General features: G+C 71.7%; 16 protein-coding genes. 5 read left to right on the top strand and 11 right to left on the bottom strand.

All coding sequences use genetic code 11. The features are described 5' to 3' along the window. Positions 1 to 270 precede the first annotated feature (270 nt). Positions 271 to 837 carry a DJ-1/PfpI family protein gene (locus AC4BDD_RS18460; protein ID WP_490686547.1) on the top strand — a complete coding sequence of 189 codons (567 nt, stop codon included), beginning with the start codon at positions 271 to 273 and terminating at the stop codon, positions 835 to 837. A gap of 105 nt (positions 838 to 942) precedes the next feature. Here the strand turns inward: AC4BDD_RS18460 and AC4BDD_RS18455 are convergent, their stop codons facing one another. The 3 genes from AC4BDD_RS18455 to AC4BDD_RS18445 form a co-directional block, all read right to left on the bottom strand. Then, positions 943 to 1,641, bottom strand: a complete 699-nt coding sequence (locus AC4BDD_RS18455) for an HAD family hydrolase (protein WP_490686546.1) — start codon at positions 1,639 to 1,641, stop codon at positions 943 to 945. A 74-nt stretch (positions 1,642 to 1,715) separates the two neighbouring features. Then, positions 1,716 to 2,222 (bottom strand): DUF6912 family protein, encoded by a 507-nt coding sequence (locus AC4BDD_RS18450; protein WP_490686545.1) that lies wholly within the window; start codon positions 2,220 to 2,222, stop codon positions 1,716 to 1,718. A 289-nt stretch (positions 2,223 to 2,511) separates the two neighbouring features. After that, positions 2,512 to 2,877 carry a hypothetical protein gene (locus tag AC4BDD_RS18445; RefSeq protein ID WP_490686544.1) on the bottom strand — a complete coding sequence of 122 codons (366 nt, stop codon included), beginning with the start codon at positions 2,875 to 2,877 and terminating at the stop codon, positions 2,512 to 2,514. Positions 2,878 to 3,166: 289 nt separating this feature from the next. Here AC4BDD_RS18445 and AC4BDD_RS18440 point away from each other — a divergent pair, with 289 nt between their 5' ends. Next, on the top strand, positions 3,167 to 3,520 hold the full coding sequence (locus AC4BDD_RS18440) for an Rv3235 family protein (RefSeq protein WP_490686543.1): 354 nt from the start codon (positions 3,167 to 3,169) through the stop codon (positions 3,518 to 3,520). A gap of 254 nt (positions 3,521 to 3,774) precedes the next feature. On the opposite strand, the gene secA is transcribed toward AC4BDD_RS18440, so the two are convergent. Next, positions 3,775 to 6,609 carry a preprotein translocase subunit SecA gene (gene secA / locus AC4BDD_RS18435; RefSeq protein ID WP_490686542.1) on the bottom strand — a complete coding sequence of 945 codons (2,835 nt, stop codon included), beginning with the start codon at positions 6,607 to 6,609 and terminating at the stop codon, positions 3,775 to 3,777. Between the two features lie 250 nt (positions 6,610 to 6,859). Between secA and AC4BDD_RS18430 the strand changes: the two genes are divergently transcribed. After that, positions 6,860 to 7,459 carry a GNAT family N-acetyltransferase gene (locus AC4BDD_RS18430; RefSeq protein WP_490686541.1) on the top strand — a complete coding sequence of 200 codons (600 nt, stop codon included), beginning with the start codon at positions 6,860 to 6,862 and terminating at the stop codon, positions 7,457 to 7,459. A gap of 40 nt (positions 7,460 to 7,499) precedes the next feature. Next, on the top strand, positions 7,500 to 8,732 hold the full coding sequence (locus AC4BDD_RS18425) for a winged helix-turn-helix domain-containing protein (RefSeq protein ID WP_490686540.1): 1,233 nt from the start codon (positions 7,500 to 7,502) through the stop codon (positions 8,730 to 8,732). A gap of 76 nt (positions 8,733 to 8,808) precedes the next feature. Here AC4BDD_RS18425 and AC4BDD_RS18420 read toward each other — a convergent pair whose 3' ends face one another. The 7 genes from AC4BDD_RS18420 to AC4BDD_RS18390 all read right to left on the bottom strand — a co-directional run bounded on the left by AC4BDD_RS18420 (position 8,809) and on the right by AC4BDD_RS18390 (position 16,680). Further along, positions 8,809 to 9,552: a response regulator gene (locus AC4BDD_RS18420; protein ID WP_490686539.1), complete on the bottom strand. Its 744-nt coding sequence runs from the start codon at positions 9,550 to 9,552 to the stop codon at positions 8,809 to 8,811. A gap of 224 nt (positions 9,553 to 9,776) precedes the next feature. Beyond that, on the bottom strand, positions 9,777 to 10,466 hold the full coding sequence (gene hpf / locus AC4BDD_RS18415; RefSeq protein WP_490686538.1) for a ribosome hibernation-promoting factor, HPF/YfiA family: 690 nt from the start codon (positions 10,464 to 10,466) through the stop codon (positions 9,777 to 9,779). Positions 10,467 to 10,798: 332 nt separating this feature from the next. Continuing rightward, positions 10,799 to 11,542, bottom strand: coding sequence for a ComF family protein (locus tag AC4BDD_RS18410; protein ID WP_490686537.1), 744 nt, complete (start codon positions 11,540 to 11,542; stop codon positions 10,799 to 10,801). A 99-nt stretch (positions 11,543 to 11,641) separates the two neighbouring features. Beyond that, a complete protein-coding gene (locus tag AC4BDD_RS18405; protein WP_490686536.1) occupies positions 11,642 to 13,483 on the bottom strand; it encodes an LpqB family beta-propeller domain-containing protein in 1,842 nt (613 codons plus the stop codon). Continuing rightward, positions 13,473 to 15,500 carry an MtrAB system histidine kinase MtrB gene (mtrB, locus tag AC4BDD_RS18400; protein ID WP_490686535.1) on the bottom strand — a complete coding sequence of 676 codons (2,028 nt, stop codon included), beginning with the start codon at positions 15,498 to 15,500 and terminating at the stop codon, positions 13,473 to 13,475. The genes AC4BDD_RS18405 and mtrB overlap by 11 nt, the downstream gene beginning before the upstream one ends. A 1-nt stretch (position 15,501) precedes the next feature. Then, positions 15,502 to 16,179, bottom strand: coding sequence for a two-component system response regulator MtrA (gene mtrA / locus AC4BDD_RS18395; RefSeq protein WP_490686534.1), 678 nt, complete (start codon positions 16,177 to 16,179; stop codon positions 15,502 to 15,504). A 366-nt stretch (positions 16,180 to 16,545) separates the two neighbouring features. Further along, positions 16,546 to 16,680 (bottom strand): hypothetical protein, encoded by a 135-nt coding sequence (locus tag AC4BDD_RS18390; protein ID WP_490686533.1) that lies wholly within the window; start codon positions 16,678 to 16,680, stop codon positions 16,546 to 16,548. Positions 16,681 to 16,824: 144 nt separating this feature from the next. Here AC4BDD_RS18390 and AC4BDD_RS18385 point away from each other — a divergent pair, with 144 nt between their 5' ends. Beyond that, positions 16,825 to 18,087: a hypothetical protein gene (locus AC4BDD_RS18385; protein WP_490686532.1), complete on the top strand. Its 1,263-nt coding sequence runs from the start codon at positions 16,825 to 16,827 to the stop codon at positions 18,085 to 18,087. Positions 18,088 to 18,089: the final 2 nt, after the last annotated feature.

Genomic DNA, 18,089 nt, shown 5'->3' with positions numbered 1-18,089 from the left:
GCCCGGACGCTTGGGCGTCCCGGGCGCTGAGCAGCAGAGGCTTCGTCGCCCCTGGCTGATATCGCACTGATCACGCCGTAAGGCTATCGCTCTCCCCCCCGGCCTCGTCATGAGCTGTATGTGTACAAATCTCGGCCCGGAAGTTTGACGATGTGGACAGCTGTGGCGTGGCCGAGGAGGCGCTCTTGGCAACCCGCCGGTGTACGTGCACGGTAGGACGCGCCGAGGGCGAGTAGCGTGAAAGTACGTGACGAAGCAGAGGTGGGCGGCATGGCTGCGAAAGTTCTGATCGTTACCGGCGACGCGGCCGACTCACTGGAGGTGTTCTACCCCTACCAACGGCTGCGCGAGGAGGGGTACGAGGTGCACATCGCCGCCCCGAGCCGCAAGAAGCTCCGCTTCGTGGTCCACGACTTCGAGGAGGGCTTCGACACCTACACCGAGAAGCCAGGCTATACCTGGCCCGCCGACCTCGCCTTCTCCGATGTCGACCCCGGCGACTACGCCGGCCTGGTGATCCCCGGCGGCCGTGCCCCGGAGTACCTGCGCAACGACCCCGAGCTCCGCAAGGTCCTCAAGGCGTTCTTCGACGCGGACAAGCCCGTCGCCCAGACCTGCCACGGCGCGCTGCTCACCGCCGTGGTCGATGGGCTGACCGGGCGCCGGGTCACCGCGTATCCGGCCCTGGAGCCGGACATGCAGGCGGCCGGGGCGAGCTTCCAGGACCAGGAGGTCGTGGTGGACGGCCCCCTGGTCTCGGCGCGGGCCTGGCCGGACAATCCGGCCTGGATGCGCGAGTTCCTCCAGATCCTCCGCGCCAAGGCACCCGAGAGCTGACCGCCGCGGAGGCGGTCGGCCGGCCGGTGAAGTGACCGCAGGCACCGGACGGGATTTCCGGCCTGCCCGGTGCCTGTTCGCGCGCCCGGCGTGTCCTGTCCGGGCCTATCCGGCGCCGTTCAGGCCGCTGAGCGGCCGGCCGCCGGCCAGCTCCTTGGCGATCTCCGCCGCCTCCAGCAGGCTGTCCACGACCGGGACCCCGGCGACCTCCAGACTGGCCCGGCTGTGCGAGCCGCCGGTGTAGAGGACGGCGTGCGCCCCGGCGTGCGCGGCGGCCAGAGCGTCGTCCACCGCATCACCTATCACCACGATCCGCTCCGGCGGCACACCCTCCAGCGCCCCCAGATGACGCACCATCTGCTGCGCCTTGCCGGTGTTGTTGCTGTTGCCGAGGCGGCCGTCCACCCGCATGAAGTGCTGATCGATCCCATACGTACGCAGCAGGGGCACCAGCCGGTCGTGCGGCGCCAGCGAGCACAGCGACTGGGTGAGCCCCGCGGCCTGCCAGTCGGCGAGCAGTTCCTTGGCCCCGAGCGCCAGGCCCGCGGTCTCGGCTATCGCCCAGTAGTGCCGGTGGAAGGCCGCGTCCATGGCCTCCCACTCCTCCTCGCTGGGCTGCCGCCCCAGCAGCCGCTCGTAGAAGCGCGGGATCGGCACGCAGTACAGCTCGCGGTAGCGCTCCAGCGTGATCGGAGCCAGCCCGACCTCGGCGAACGAGGCGTTGGTCGCCACGATCACCGCGTCGGTGTCGTGGAGGAGCGTGCCGTTCCAGTCCCAGACGATGTGTGCCACGTGCTTCCCCATGCTGACGACGGTACCGAGAGGTGCTGACAGCGGATTCCACCGGAACGCGGTGTCCGCCACCGCCACCGTTGGCCTCAACCGATGAGGTTGGGGATCTCCTGTGTCGCGTACCACATCAGCTCGTGGTCCTCGGCCCCGTCCACCACGAACTGCGCGTCGTCGTCACCGAGGTCCGCCGCGCCCAGCGCATCGGCGGCCGCCGCGACGTCCTGCTCCGCGTCCCCGGAGTCAACGTGCACCGCGGCGGCCTTGGCCAGCGGCACCACCGCGCTGATCCGCACCTCGCCGAGCGCGGACTGGTCCAGCCCCCGGTCGGGGTCGGCGACCGCGGCCCCGTCGGCCACGTCCACCGCGACCACCACCCGCCGCCGGGCGGCCTGCGGGTCGACGGCGAGACGACGCAGCGACGCCTGGGCGGCGCGGCTCAGCGCCGCGTACTCCAGCTCCTCGATGTCGTCGGAGACGTACCACTCGCGCAGCGCCGGGGTGACGGCGTAGGCGTCCAGCGGCGCCGGGCCCAGCTCGCCCGCCTTGTACGCCTCGGCGAGCCCGGGGAGAGTCAGGGGGACGTAGACACGCATGGCTGCCGCTTTCGTAAAAGGCTCTTCGAGGCTTACGGACATACGGATGTGCAGCCAGCATACGGGCGCCGGTCCCCCTTCGGGGCAGCCGAGCCCCGTCCCTTCGCGGCCCTCTCCCGCACGTGGCCGCGCGCCGTGCGACCCCACGAGGACCGGGTCACGCCCCACCCCACCCCTTGATCACGCCCCGCCCGTCCCCCGGATAGGTGAACCGGCTCCAGCGAGCGGGTTTCCGACGACCGTCGTTGCCCGTGCCGGAACCGCGCCGGTAGAAGACTCGCCACGGAAGTTACCAACCGGTATCCACAGGGGTACCGGTTCTGATCGGGGCGATGAGCATGAACGGAAGCCACGGCGCCATCGACGCCGTCCACACCATCCGAACCTCACACGCGACGACCACCCCGCCCATCCCGCCCGCCACGGACCCCCTCGGCCCGGCAGACGGCACCACATCCCGCGCGACAAGCCCGGCCACGGCCCCGGAAAGGCCAGACATCACCACACGCCCGGGGACCGCCGCGCAGCCGCCCACCACGGCAGAGGCCGGCAACCGGTCCTGCGGCGAAAGCTCGGCGACCGGCACCGGCAGGGCGGCCGCCCGCACCGGCACGGCGGATGCCACCACCGTCGGCGGCAAGCCGGCAACAGTCATCGGAAGCAGGCAGCCCGCCGACAGGGCAGCGGCAGCCCGCGCCGTGAGCGCGCCGGGCGGGGCGGAGGCCCCGGCTCGCACGGACTCCGCCGACCGTGCGGGCGCCAGGAACATCGGTGGCACACCGGCGAGCCACGCGCCCCGCCGCCGTCCGGCGGCGAGCCGTGTCCCGGCCCAGTCCCGGACGCGACCGGCCGCCGGAGCCCGGCCGTCCAGCCGAGGCGACTCCCGTCGGCCGGGCGACGGGAGCCGTCCGGCCGCAGCCGCCTCGGTGTCGCGACAGGCTGCCGTGGCCGCACGGCGCCAAGCGCGCGAGGGGCAGCCGCGCTACTGGTTCGCCCATCGGCTGCTGCTCACCCTCAGCGGCCAGTGCCCGGTGCACACCCTGCTGGGCCACGCGCTGCCGACCGCCTACGACCAGCTGGTCGAGCTGGCACCGCGGACCCCGTTACGCCCGGCTTGCGGTCCGGCGCCGTACGTCGCCGAGTGCGGCCAGTACCAGCCGCGCCAAGGGGTCATCGAGGCGTTCGCACGCGTCGCCTTCGGCGACCGGCTGACGGCCTTCGCCTTCCGGCTGGAGCGCGGGCGCGACGACCGCTGGCGCTGCGCCGCGGTCGACCTCGGCCCGGCCGCCGCGCTCTGAGCCACCGACGACAGGCCGCCCCCCGATCAGCTGATCCCGACACCGCCTGCCCCCGGCCCCGCGCGGCACCGGCCCCCAAACGCAGCGGGACCGAGGTCCGGCTGCCTGGCCCGCACCCGGCAGGGCAGCAGACACAGCAAGGCCGGGACTCGCGGCTGCGCTGGACGCAGCGGGGACAGGGCCGCAAACGCAGCGGGGCCGGGGTCCGGCGGCCTGCGCCGCCGGATCCCGGCCCACCTCCGTACCGCGAAGGGCTACTTCTTGCGGCGGCGTCCGCCCTTGCCCGCCTTGCGGCGCTCCGCACGGGTCAGGCCGTCCGACTCCGAGCCACGCGGCGCCGGGGGCTGCTCCGTCGCGAAGTCGCCCTCGACGATGTCGCCCTCGCCGTCCACCTTCGGGGCGGTGAAGTGCAGCTTGTCCGGGCGCTGCGGGGCCTCCAGGCCCTTGGCGCGGATCTCCGGCCGACCGCCGCCCGCGGCGACCGGCACCGCGGCCTCCTCGTCCTTGTCCAGCGAGGCCCGCGCCTCGCCGGCCTGGACCGGGACCTCCTCGACCTGCTGCTCGACCTGGACCTCCAGGTTGAACAGGTAGCCGACCGACTCCTCCTTGATGCCGTCCATCATCGCGGAGAACATGTCGAAGCCCTCGCGCTGGTACTCGACCAGCGGGTCCTTCTGGGCCATCGCGCGCAGGCCGATGCCCTCCTGGAGGTAGTCCATCTCGTAGAGGTGCTCGCGCCACTTGCGGTCCAGTACCGACAGCACGACCCGGCGCTCCAGCTCGCGCATGATGTCCGAGCCGAGCTGCTTCTCCCGGGCGGCGTACTGCTCGTGGACGTCGTCCTTGATGGCCTCGGCGATGAACTCGGCGGTCAGGCCCTCGCGGCCGCCGGCCGCCTCCTCCAGCTCGTCGATGGTCACCTGCACCGGGTAGAGCTGCTTGAAGGCGCCCCACAGCCGGTCCAGGTCCCACTCCTCGGCGAAGCCCTCGACGGTCTCGGCCTGGATGTAGGCGTCGATCGTGTCGTCCATGAAGTGCTGCACCTGCTCGTGCAGGTCCTCGCCCTCCAGGACGCGGCGGCGCTCGCCGTAGATGACCTCACGCTGGCGGTTGAGCACCTCGTCGTACTTCAGGACGTTCTTACGGGTCTCGAAGTTCTGCTGCTCGACCTGCGACTGGGCGGAGGCGATGGCCCGGGTGACCATCTTGTTCTCGATCGGGACGTCGTCGGGGACGTTGGCCATGGCCATGACGCGCTCGACCATCTGGGCCTTGAACAGCCGCATCAGGTCATCGCCCAGGGAGAGGTAGAAACGGGACTCGCCCGGGTCGCCCTGACGGCCGGAACGACCGCGCAGCTGGTTGTCGATACGCCGCGACTCGTGGCGCTCGGTGCCCAGCACGTACAGCCCGCCGAGCTCCTTGACCTCTTCGAACTCGGCCTTGACCGCGGCCTCGGCCCGCTCCAGGGCGGCGGGCAGGGCGGCCGCCCACTCCTCGACGTGCTCGACCGGGTCCAGGCCCCTGCCGCGCAGCTCGGTCTCGGCGATGTCGTCCGGGTTGCCGCCGAGCTTGATGTCCGTACCACGGCCGGCCATGTTGGTGGCGACGGTGACGGCGCCGCGGCGGCCGGCCTGGGCGACGATGATCGCCTCCCGGTCGTGCTGCTTGGCGTTGAGCACCTCGTGCCGCACCCCGCGCTTGGTGAGCTGCTGCGAGAGGTACTCGGACTTCTCGACCGAGGTGGTGCCGACCAGGACCGGCTGGCCCTTCTTGTGCTTGTCGACGATGTCCTCGACGACCGCGGAGAACTTGGCGACCTCGGTGCGGTAGATCAGGTCGGACTGGTCCTTCCGGACCATCGGCCGGTTGGTCGGGATCGGGACGACGCCCAGCTTGTAGATCTGGTGGAACTCGGCCGCCTCGGTCATCGCCGTACCGGTCATGCCGGAGAGCTTGTCGTAGAGGCGGAAGAAGTTCTGCAGGGTGATCGTGGCGAGGGTCTGGTTCTCGTCCTTGATCTCCACCCCTTCCTTCGCCTCGATCGCCTGGTGCATGCCCTCGTTGTAGCGGCGGCCGGCGAGGATACGGCCGGTGTGCTCGTCGACGATCATGACTTCGCCGTCCATGACGACGTAGTCCTTGTCCTTCTTGAACAGTTCCTTGGCCTTGATGGCGTTGTTCAGATAGCCGACGAGCGGGGTGTTGACCGACTCGTAGAGGTTGTCGATGCCCAGCCAGTCCTCGACCTTGCCGACACCGGCCTCATGGATGGCGACGGTCCGCTTCTTCTCGTCGACCTCGTAGTCGCCGGTCTCCTCCAGGCCCTTCTGCGGGTTGGCCGGCTCGCCCTTGGTGAGCCGGGTGACCAGCTTGGCGAAGTCGCCGTACCACTTGGTGGCCTGGTCGGCCGGGCCGGAGATGATCAGCGGCGTACGGGCCTCGTCGACGAGGATGGAGTCGACCTCGTCGACGATGGCGAAGTTGTGCCCGCGCTGGACGAGTTCGTCCTTGGACCACGCCATGTTGTCGCGCAGGTAGTCGAAGCCGAACTCGTTGTTGGTGCCGTAGGTGATGTCGCAGGCGTACTGCTCGCGGCGCTGCGCCGGGGTCATGTTGGCGAGGATGCAGCCGACCTCGAGGCCGAGGAACCGGTGCACCCGGCCCATCATCTCGGAGTCGCGCTCGGCCAGGTAGTCGTTGACCGTGATCAGGTGGACGCCCTTGCCGGACAGCGCGTTGAGGTAGGCGGGGAGCGTGCCGACGAGGGTCTTGCCCTCACCGGTCTTCATCTCGGCGACGTAGCCGAGGTGGAGCGCGGCACCGCCCATCAGCTGAACGTCGTAGTGGCGCTGGCCCAGGACGCGCTTGGCGGCCTCGCGGACCGTGGCGAACGCCTCGGGCATCAGGTCGTCAAGGCTCTCGCCGTCCGCGTACCGCTCCTTGTACTCCTCGGTGAGCGCACGCAACTCGGCGTCGGAGAGGGACAGGAAGTCCTCTTCGATGGAATTGACCTGGTCCGCGATGCGGTGCAGCTTGCGCAGGATCTTTCCTTCGCCTGCACGCATGATTTTGTTGAGGACGGACACTTAGGCTGGCTCCTTGCCGGTCGGGCGTGGCACGGTCGGGTGCGCTGGCGCGGCATTATCAGGCGGCGCTGGCCCCGCCGCAACGGCCATCGTAAGACAGGACCCCGCCACGCCGGGAGGTCCGTCAGCACGAAGGCCGGGTGTCGCCTACCGGATTCAACGTGCCGGGCCGCCACAAGGTGCCCCGAGGCGGTCGATCGCGGTGGAAACACGGTGGCTCTGAGCAGGGGTGAAGGCGGAGACTCGCGGTATGGAGCCCGTAACCCTCACCACCGACCGCCTGGTGCTGCGCCCGTTTCAGTCCTCCGACATCCCGGCCGTGCACGCCGCCTGCCAGGACCCGGAGATCCCGCGCTGGACCAGCGTCCCCTCTCCGTACACGCGCGAACACGCGGCGGAGTTCGTCGAGCGCATCTCCCCCGAGGGCTGGCGGGACAACACCGTCTACAACCTCGCCGTGGTCACCCGGGACGGCGGCATGCTCGTGGGAGCGGTCGGGCTGGTCCGGCTGCACTGGCTGCACGCCCCCGAGCGCCAGGCCGAGCTGGGCTACTGGACCGCCAAGGAGCACCGGGGCCGCGGCTACACCGTCGAGGCGTCGCGGGCCCTGGTGGAGTGGGCCTTCACCGAGCTGGGCGTGGAGCGCATGGAGTGGTACGCCGAAGTGGGGAACACCGGCTCGCGGGCGGTCGCGCTGAAGGTGGGCTTCCGGATGGAGGGGACGCTGCGCGGCCGGATCCCGCACGAGGGCACCCGGCGGGACGCCTGGGTCGGCGCGCTGCTCCCCGGCGACCTGGGCCTGCCGTCCACGACGCCCTACCTCCCGGCACCGGACCCTTCCGGGGCGTGATCCACCCGGCGTTGTCAGTGGCTGCCTCTACGGTGTCCCCATGACGAGTCCCGAGGCCGCGCCGGCGCCCGCTCCGGAGATCACCCTGTCCGCCGACGAAGCACGGCGCATGGCGCTGCGCGCCCAGGGCCTGCTCGGCGCGCCGGACCGCAAGGGTGGCGTGCGGGGGGTGCTGCGGCACCTGGGCGCGGTCCAGCTGGACACCATCTCGGTGCTGGCCCGCTCCCATGAGCTGGTCCCCTACGCACGGCTGGGCGCGGTCGGCCGCGGCGCGGTGGAGGCGGCGTACTGGTCCGGCGCCACGCCGGAGGGCGCCGGGGCATCGGCTGCCGGTTCCGGGCCCCGGCCGTCCGGCTTCGAGTACTGGTCGCACGCGGCCTGCGTCCTGCCGATCGAGGAGTGGCCGCACTTCGCCTTCCGGCGGCGCGCCTACCGGAGCCGGCCGCACTGGGGCCACGCACTCCCCGACGGGGCGTACGAGGCGGTCATCCGGCAGCTGCGCGCCGAGGGCCCGCTGACCGCCACCGAGCTCGGCGGCGCGAAGAACGGCGGCCCGTGGTGGGACTGGTCCGCGGCGAAGGTCGCGGTGGAGCGCGCCTTGATGTACGGCGAGGTGGTGTGCACCGAGCGGCGAGGCTGGAAGCGGGTCTACGACCTGGCCGAGCGCGCGGTGCCGGATGCCCTGCTCCACGACGACCTGGACGACGCGGAGTGCCTGCGGCGGCTGGTGCGGCTGGCGGGGCAGTCGCTCGGCGTCGCCACCCGCGCGGATCTCGCCGACTACCACCGGCTCAAGGGTGAGCAGGTGGACAGCGTGATCGCGGACAGCGGGCTGGTCCCGGTCGAGGTGGCGGGCTGGGCCAAGCCCGCCTGGGCGGATCCGGGGGCGCTGGCGGCGGCCTCCGCGGGCGGCGGCCGGCACCGGACGACCCTGCTGTCGCCGTTCGACTCGCTGATATGGGACCGGGCGCGCACCGAACGGATCTTCGGCTTCACCCACCGGCTGGAGGCGTATGTGCCCAGGCCCAAGCGGGTCTACGGCTACTTCGCCATGCCTCTGCTGTCGGGCGGCCGGCTGCTCGGCCGGGTCGACCCGGCGCGGGAGGGGAAGACGCTGGTGGCGCGGCAGGTGTCGCTGGAGACCCGGAAGGCCGTGGAGCCGATGGCGCGGGCGCTGACGGAGGCCGCGCAATGGGTCGGCTGCGATGCGGTGCGGATCGAGCGGGTGGACCGGCCGGAGCTGGCCGCGGCGCTCACCGCCGCACTGGGCTGACACCGCTGGGCTGACCCCAGGGGGCTGACACCCGGAGCGGGCGGGCCGCCGGCGGCTGAGGGCCGGCGGTCGGCGGCTAGCGGATCTCGAGGATCTTCTCCCGCATCGCGTACACCACGGCCTCCATGCGCGAGTGCAGCTGGAGCTTCTCCAGGATGTTCCGCACATGGTTCTTCACCGTGTTCTCGCTGATGAAGAGCTCCTTGGCGATGTCCCGGTTGTTCATCCCGGTGGCCACGAGCTTGAGCACCTCCAGCTCACGGTCGGTGAGCCGGGGAGCCGGCACCAGGCGGCGCTCGTCGGTGCGCTGGATCATCGACTTGAACTCGGTGAGCAGCTTGGACGCCATCGAGGGGCTGATCTGCGACTGCCCGTCGGCGACCGCGCGGATCGCGGTGGAGACCTCGTCGGTGGAGATCTCCTTGAGGAGATAGCCCGTGGCCCCCGCCTTGATCGCGTCGTAGAGGTCGGCCTCCTCGTCGCTTATCGTCAGCATGATGATCTTGGCGCTGGGGGCCACCTCCTTGATGGACGTGCATGCCTCGATGCCACCGCGCTTGGGCATCCGCACATCCATCAGCACGATGTCGGGCAGCAGGTCGGCCGCCTTGTCGACGGCCTCCGCCCCGTCCCCCGCCTCACCGACGACCTGGATGTCCTCCTCCTGGGCGAGGACGATCTCCAGCCCGCGCCGGAAGAGCGCGTGATCGTCCACGACGAGCACCCTGATCGGCTCCTTGCGCGACCCTCCCCTTTCCCCGCCGGCGTCGACGCCGCGGTCGTCGTCCGCGCTCGAGGCGGGCCCGAAGCTGTCCGCCATTGTTCCTCCCCCTGAAGGCCATGGCCTGCTGTCTGCACACTGGCGTGCGACGTCCAACCGGTCCGGTCCGTACGCCGGTTGTGCGCTGTCGGCCATGATTCCATGCCTGGGCGACGCGATGGTGCCCTCGGTGGGGGGCACACCGGTGCCCCGGGGGCGCATGTCGCCCCGGGGCACCACTACGTCATCGATTTTTCGATCGGTGTCGATCGCTTGTGCGGCGGTCAGCCGCCGAGAGAGCCGCCGGCTCCGCCGGCCTCCTCACCCACGAACGCCTCCGGCTCCAGGTGGATGACGCCGTAGTCGTATGCGTGGCGCCGGTAGACGACGCTGGGGTGTTTGGTCTCGGAGTCGACGAACAGGTAGAAGTCGTGCCCGACGAGCTCCATCTCGTACAGGGCCTGGTCGAGCGACATCGGCGCGGCGGCGTGGGTCTTCTCCCGGACCACCAGCGGGCCTTCCCCCTGCACCTCCAGGGAGCCCATCCGGGTGGTGGGTACGGCTTCGGGGGCCCGCTGCGCGGCGATCTCGCCGCTTCCGTTCATGCGGGCCGCCTCGGGCACCGCGACGGTGACGTCGCTCGCCGGAATCCGCCCGTTGCCACGCCGTGTGTGGCGCTTGTCGTGCTGCTTTCGCATGCGCGCCTCCAGCTTGCCCGCTGCCAGGTCCAGCGCTGCGTACGGATCTGCGGCCGCGGCCTCCGCACGGATCACCGGCCCGCGGGAGCGAAGGGTGATCTCGACTCGGTCGGATCGGTCAGCCTGCCGCGGATTGTGTTCCTTGGACACCTCGACGTCCAGGCTGATCACCTTGCCGTCGAGCTTCTGGATCTTGTCCAGCTTCAGCTTTTCGGCCACGTGCTTCCGGAACCGCTCGGGCACCTCTGTCTTGCGGCCTTTGACGACGATGTCCACGCAGAACTCCGTTCCCGGGGCGCTCCGTCATCAAGAGGCGGAGCGCGTCCCTTGCTGCACTAGGCTCCGGAGATCTCCGGAGCCCCCGACTTGGCGGCTTTCACCTCCTCCTCCCCCTTGTACAAGATCTCCACCCCAGATTTTTCAATGTTCGCGAAGGAAGCATGAAAGCGCACCAAGAGGATGTAAGGGGTATAGCGCCCGCCATCCCTCACGACCGAACATAGCTCCCCTGGGGGGAAGTCGACACCCCTACCGAGCCGTACCCTCCGCTCGGATGCCACTTTTCCCCGCACTACCTGCAACGACTTATGTTCTATTTGAGTTCCGCTTCAAATCGAACGCAACCGGTGGTGCGCCCCGAAGGCGTCCCGTGGCGCGGCGATCACGGCCGCCCCCACCACCGCCACGGCCGCTCGGCGCACCGCCCGCGCCGCCTCGGCCAGCGACGCACCGGTCGTCATCAGGTCGTCCACCAGCACCACCCGGCCAGGCGCCAGCAGCCCCGCGGCCCCGGGCGCCACCTCCAGGGCCCCGGCCAGGTTCGCCAGCCGCTGCCGCCCGTCCAGCCCCGTCTGGTCGCTCACCGGTCGGCGCTGCCGCAACACCGGCGCCACCCGGGCCGGAACCCCGGCACGCCGCAGCGACCGGGCCGCGACGAGCGCGATCCGCCGGGCCGGGTCATGACCCCGCGCCGCCACCGCCCGGCGCGCGGACGGCACCGGCAGCAGCAGCAGCGGCCCCGGCTCGCGGCCGCCTCTTCCCGGCGGGGCGCCGCCCGCCGCCCGGTGCGCCCCGCGCACCGCGCCGGCCAGAGCCGCCCCGAGGGGCTCGGCCAGCCGCAGACCGCCCCGCTCCTTGTGCGCGAGCAGCACCGCCCGCGCCTGGTCCTCGTACGCCGCCACCGCATGCACCGGCGGCAGTCCCGGCGGCACCGGGCTCAGACGGACACGCCGCGATCCCGCCTCGCACAGCACCGCGTGGCACGCCGCGCACAGCGTCGAACGCGGCTGACCGCACCCCGCACAGCTCACCGGCAGCACCAGGCCGGTGATCTCCTGCCACCACCCGCGCATGGGACCACTCTCCCTGGGGTCCCACCCGGCCGCCACCCCTGTGGAAAACTCCCGGCGAGATACCCCCGGTCGCGGCCGGGAACCGCCGAAGCGGTGGGATCAGCCCGGATAGACGGGGGCGGTGCCGTCCTTGGAGACCGTCTTCCAGTCGCCGTTCAGCGGGAGTCGCACAATGCCGTCCGGCGACTGGGCGATCAGCGGCTTGTCGGGGGCCTCCGAGGCGGCCAAAGTCTCCGCCCGGTTCGGACTGGGCGGCGGCGGGACGTTCACCGGGGAACCGTCGGTCTCCACATACTGCAGTTGCTGCACGCCCCGGGTCTCCCGGCCCGCCACCACCAGCCGGTTGCCGGCGGCCCAGGACACCGCGTCCACGTCCTCCAGCTTCGGCGCGATCGGCCGCAGCCCGGTCACCGACAGCTCGGGCCGCTCGGCGCTGCCGGCCCGCTCGATGCGCCCGAGCAGCAGCTTGGTGTGTCCTCCGCGCTTCACCAGCAACACGATCCGCATGCCGTCCGCCGACACCCGCAGCGAGGCGATGCGCCCGCCCTTCAGATCCGGTATCCGCACCTCGGTGAGGTCACCGGTGCCGTCCTGCAGACGCAGCAGCCGCGGCCGATCAGGATCCCGGTCGGCCACCCAGAGGCCGCCCAGGCCGTCCCAACTGGGCACCGACAGCCCGGTCTTCTCACCGCCCGTCCTGCTGTGCAGCCTCACCGGGCCGCGCTCGGCGCCCTCGGTCAGGTCCGTCACGTACAGCCGCCGGCCGTCCTGGGAGACGCCCGCGGCGTGCTGCTCGTCCCGGGCCACCGCGACCGCCCGCAGCAGGGCGCCGTCCGCGCCGAAGGGGCCGGGCACGGTCTGCGGCTTGTCGTCCTGGTCCGCCATGCGCACCATGCGGTGCTCGGCGTCGATGAAGTACTGGTGGCCGGCCGACCCGTTGATGGTTTCCGGGTCGTACGGAAGGGCCTCGTCACGGGAGAGCGAGCACAGCTCGGAGCCGTTCGCCCGCTCCAGCTGGACCTCGTTGAGGTGCGCCGACGCCTGGTCCTGCACGGTGAACAGCACCTGGGCCGCCATCCGCCGGCAGCGCTCCCCGTCCACCCGCACGGGCATGCGCAGCCGGATCTTCAGGGCGTCCGAGTCGTCCAGGGTCAGCCTGTGGTCGTCGGCCAGCCTGGTGCCCTGGGGGAAGGCCGTGCGGACCACCGGGTCGAGCCAGTTCGTCGGCCCACTGAGCAGGGCCTTCACGGTGGAGGTGACGGGGTCTATACGGCGCCGCAGATACACCGGATCGGGGACCAGCTGACTGTCGTCGAACTGCGCCCGCTGGGCGTCCGGCCCGAGCTCGGCGAAGTAGTACTTGTTGACCGCGCCGTAGAGCCGCTGGAAGTCGGACTCGACCAGGATCAGGCCCTCCGGCACGTTGTCGATCCGCCACTCGGACCCGGACCGCCCGAGGTGGACCACCTGCCGGTACGGCTTCTCCCGCGGCTCGTAGGCGTGGTGGGAGTCCACCCTGGCCAGCTGGGTACCGGTCAGCTCCACCGACACCCCCTCGCCGTCCCGGTCGGAGATCACCTGCATCGCGGGCGCCTCGGCGAGCACGGTGATGGCGGCGAACGGGTCCCAGGAGTCCGCGGTGCGCTCCGCGAGGTACTGCTTCGCCGTGTCGAAGTGCTCCTCGTCGCTGGTGGTCGCCTCCAGGAAACCGGAGACCAGTTCCCTGGGCGGCTCGTTCTTGCCCGGGCTCACGCCGTACACCCGGACCTGGGTGTCGACCTCGCTGCGGGGAGAGGAGTCGACGCGGCTCACATCACCGCTGTCGGGCATCGAGGCACAGCCGGCCAGCAGCACGGCGCCACAGGTCAGCGCGGCGGGCGCGCTCCAGCGGCGCCGGGTGAGCGGGCGGCGTCCATGATGTCGGTGACTGTCAGCGCCCACCAGCAGGGCCCTCCGGTTCGTTGCCGGTCCTGTGCACGGTGCCACGGATGACCCTCCCCGAGGCACCGCCCGTGCCTTCCTCGCCCGGCCGGTTCGCGGGTCCCCCGGGCGGCTGCGCGGGCGGGCCGGGGGGTAGCGCCGGCCGCACCTGGGTGGGGAGCGCGGTGGGTCCGCGCCGCCCGGACCGGGGTGCCACCGTCGAGCCGTGGACGCCCCGGTTGCGGCGCGAGTCCTCCGGCTCCAGCGGTATCGGGGAGGCGCGCAGCGCGTCGCCCGCCGTACGCGGCAGGGTCAGCCGGAACTGCGACCCGCCGCCGGGCTCGCCCCAGGCCTGGAGCCAGCCGCCGTGCAGCCGCGCGTCCTCCTCGGCGATCGACAGTCCGAGGCCGGTGCCGCCGGTGGTACGGGCACGCGCCGGGTCCGCCCGCCAGAAGCGGTTGAACACCCGGGTCGCCTCGCCGGGCTTGAGCCCGACGCCGTAGTCCCGGACGGCGACCGCGACCGCGCTGTGCGAGGCGGCCAGCCGGATCACCACATCCCGGCCCTCGCCGTGCTCGACGGCGTTCACCACGAGATTGCGCAGCACCCGCTCCACGCGCCGGGAGTCCGCCTCGGCGAGTACCGGATGCTCGGCGCCGCGCACCAGGAGCCGGCTGCCCTTGCGGTCGGCCAGCGGCTCGGCGGCGTCCACGACGCGGTGGACCACATCGCGCAGATCGATCGGCTCGGCTTCCAGGGCGGCCGCGCCGGCGTCGAAGCGGCTGATCTCCAGCAGGTCGGCCAGCAGCGACTCGAAACGGTCGAGCTGGCCGATCAGCAGCTCGGCGGAGCGGGCGGTGACCGGGTCGAAGTCCTCGCGGGCCTCGTGGATGACGTCCGCCGCCATCCGGACGGTGGTCAGCGGAGTGCGCAGCTCATGGGAGACGTCCGAGACGAAGCGGCGCTGCATCCGGGACAGCTCCTCCAGCTGCTGGATCTTCCCCTGGAGGTTCTGGCCCATCTTGTTGAAGGCTTCACCGAGGCGGGCGATGTCGTCCTCGCCGGTGACCTTCATGCGTTCCTGGAGCAGGCCGGCGGCCAGCCGCTCGGAGATGCTGGCGGCCATCCGGACGGGTGTGACGACCTGCCGCACCACGACCCAGGCGATGGCGCCGAGCAGCACCACGACGAACACCCCGGCCGTCGCGAGCGTGCCCTTCACCAGGCTCAGCGACTTCTCCTCCTGGGTGAAGGGGAAGAGGTAGTACAGCTGATACGGCTCGCCGTTGTTGTCGTCGAGCTGCTTGCCGATGACCAGGCCCGGCTCGTCCTCTTCGGAACTGTTGTGGACGATCTTGGTGTACTGCTCGAAGACCTCGTCGGGCTTGTTCAGCCGCTCCCGCAGCTCCTCCGGCACACTGGCCGGCTTGATGTCACCGGAGGCGCGCGGGCCCCGGCTGGCGACGGCAGGCGCGCCGGTGGACCCGGAGCTGAGCGCCACCACGGAGTACGAGCCCTTGCCGCCGCTGGCCAGCTGGTGGACGAGCGCGGTGAGCCAGGCACCGGTGTCCTGGGTGCCGCGGCTGCCCGCGCCCGCCTCCTCCTGGCCCCGGGCGTCACTGGCAGCGGCCTCGGCCATCTGCTCCGCGACGTCGAAGCCGCCCGCCGCCTGCCCCTGTGCCGCGTGCCGCTTGGCCTCCAGCAGGCCGTTGCGCACCTGGCCGATGACGACGAGGCCGAGCAGCAGCACGACGCCCAGCGACATCAGCAGTGTGGTGGCGACGACCCTCAGCTGGATGTTGCGCCGCCACAGCCGGGCGGCCGGGACCAGGGGCCGCCGCACCCAGCGGCCGAAGAGCCGGATCAGCGGGTGCGCCGGTCCGCCCTTGGCGCCGTCGGGCAGGAGGTGACCGCCGCTCCACAGGCGCCGGAAGAGCGGGATGTCACCCGCCGGGTCGGCAGGCCGTCCCGTGCGGGTGCTCCCCGCGCCGGCTCCGCCCGGCGTACCGGACTGCGGAGCAGGGTCGTTCCCGGACATGTCAGCTCGGCCCGGCCTTGTAGCCCACGCCGCGCACGGTCACCACGATCTCCGGCCGCTCAGGGTCCTTCTCGACCTTGGACCGCAGCCGCTGCACATGCACGTTGACCAGCCGGGTGTCGGCGGCGTGCCGGTAGCCCCACACCTGCTCCAGGAGCACCTCACGGGTGAAGACCTGCCACGGCTTGCGGGCCAGCGCGACCAGCAGGTCGAACTCCAGCGGAGTCAGCGCTATCGACTGCCCGTCCCGCTTGACCGAGTGCCCGGCCACATCGATGACCAGGTCACCGATGGCCAGCTGCTCCGGCGCGGGCTCCTCGGAGCGCCGCAGCCGCGCCCGGATACGGGCGACGAGCTCCTTGGGCTTGAACGGCTTGATGATGTAGTCGTCCGCCCCGGACTCCAGGCCCACCACGACGTCGACCGTGTCGCTCTTGGCGGTCAGCATGACGATCGGCACCCCGGACTCGGCCCGGATCAGCCGGCACACCTCGATGCCGTCCCGTCCGGGCAGCATGAGGTCGAGCAGCACCAGATCCGGTTTGGCCTCACGGAAGGCCGCCAGAGCCTTGTCGCCGTCCGCCACGAACGATGGTTCAAAGCCTTCGCCGCGCAGCACGATGCCGAGCATCTCTGCCAGTGCGGTGTCGTCGTCGACGACGAGGACGCGTCCCTTCATATCGACATCATCCCATTTTCGCATCCAGCCCATAGAGCAGGGTGATCCAGCTCACGATTAAGGGCATCTTGTCCGCTGATGTCTGCCTCTGTCCTAGGGGTGTCTTGCGCGATTCGGAGCCGTTCGCCCGGATCAGCCAGGAACGTAACGGATTGTTCCGACCACTGAGTCTCGGCAGCCCAGATGATAGGGGTGCGCCTGGCCTCGTGGCGCGGCGGAGGGGGCGACCGCTCACCCCTGGTGGCGCGGCGAGCCTCCCGGATCAGCCGGACGGCTCGGGCCGCGGCGGTCGCAGCCCGGCGCCCAGGCCGCCGAGGGCGGCGCCGGTGACCGGCGGTATCACCCGGTGCTCGGTGACGACCGCCGTCAGCAGTTCGGGGGTATGACGTCAAAGGCGGGGTCGTACACCGAGGAGCCCGGCGCGGCGAGGGGCACCCGGCGCAGCGCGTGGATCGTGGACGAGGTGCCGTACTCCCGGGGTACCGGGTGCTGGTCGGCCATGGGCCCAGTCTGCCCCGGGGAACACCGACTGTTGAAGGGGGCGCCGCCGGTCGGGAGGCCGGGACCAAGCCCGGTGCAGCGTGGCACGATGGCAGCCAACCGGCCTCCGTCACACCGGCGGCAAGCCGGCGCGAAGGAGTGACGATGAACGACTCTCCGGGCTGGGCACCGCCCGGATCTTCCTCGGCGGACGAGCCCGGCCGGGACGCCCGGCAAGAGGGTGCGTCCTCCGACCGGCCCACCGCACCCGAGCAGCCCGCCTGGGGCGCGAAGTGGGCCGAGCGGCAGCCACCGGCCGGGCGCTGGTCCGCACCCGGCGGCCCTCCGGCACCGCCTCCAGGCCAGGCGGGCCCGGGACGCCAGTGGGGAGCCGGGTGGACCGCCCCGCCGACGGCCGCCCGGCCCGGAGTCATCCCGCTGCGCCCACTGGGCGTCGGCGAGATACTCGACGGCGCGGTCTCCACCATGCGGGCCCACTGGCGCACCGTCCTGGGCATCGCGCTGGCCGTGGCCGTCGTCACCCAGATCCTGCTGACCGTCGCGAGCGGTCTGTGGTTCCAGGACACCGAGGGACTGGAGAGTCTCGACGACCGCTCGGATCCGACCTTCGACGAAACCCTTGACGCGATCGGCGGCACTCTGGGCACCACCGGCGTCGCGGCCCTCGTCGGCGTGCTCGGCACCGTCGTCGCCACCGCTCTGCTGACCGTCGTCGCCAGCCGGGCCGTGCTGGGACGCCCGGTGACCATGGGCGAGGCCTGGCGCACCGCCCGGCCGCAGTTGCCGCGCCTGCTGGCCCTGCTCTTCCTGCTGCCGCTGATCGTCATCGCCACGCTGCTCGCCGGCATCGCACCCGGCCTGCTGCTGGCCCTGGCCGGGGCGGAGAGCGGCGGCGCCGCCCTCGCCCTGCTCGGCGGCCTCGCCGGTGTGGTCACCGCCATCTGGCTGTGGATCCGCTACAGCCTCGCGGCGCCCGCACTGATGCTGGAGAAGGCTCCGGTGACCACCGCGCTGCGCCGCTCCGCCAGGCTGGTGCGCGGCGCCTGGTGGCGGGTGTTCGGCATCCAACTGCTGGCCCTCCTCATCGTCCTGATCGTCGAGGCGATCGTGGAGATCCCGGCGAGCATGGTGGCCATGGTCGTCGGCGGTGACAGCGCGACCGACTGGCTCTCGGGCGAGGACACCTCGGTGGGCTGGGCGTTCCTCACCGTCATCGGAATCGGCGGGGTCATCAGCACCACCATCACGCTGCCGATCACCGCAGGGGTCACCGCGCTGCTCTACATGGACCAGCGGATCCGCCGCGAGGCCCTGGACCTCGAACTCGGCCGCGCGGCCGGTGCCGAGGGATACGGCGGGACAGGGCAGGGAACGGGGAACCCACCCGGTCAGGCGTCCGGAGGCTGATC

The sequence above is a fragment of the Streptomyces sp. JLBT605 genome (genome assembly GCF_058215555.1).
The sequence above is the reverse complement of the archived record's forward strand: the minus strand, read 5'-3'. Positions and strand labels throughout refer to the sequence as shown.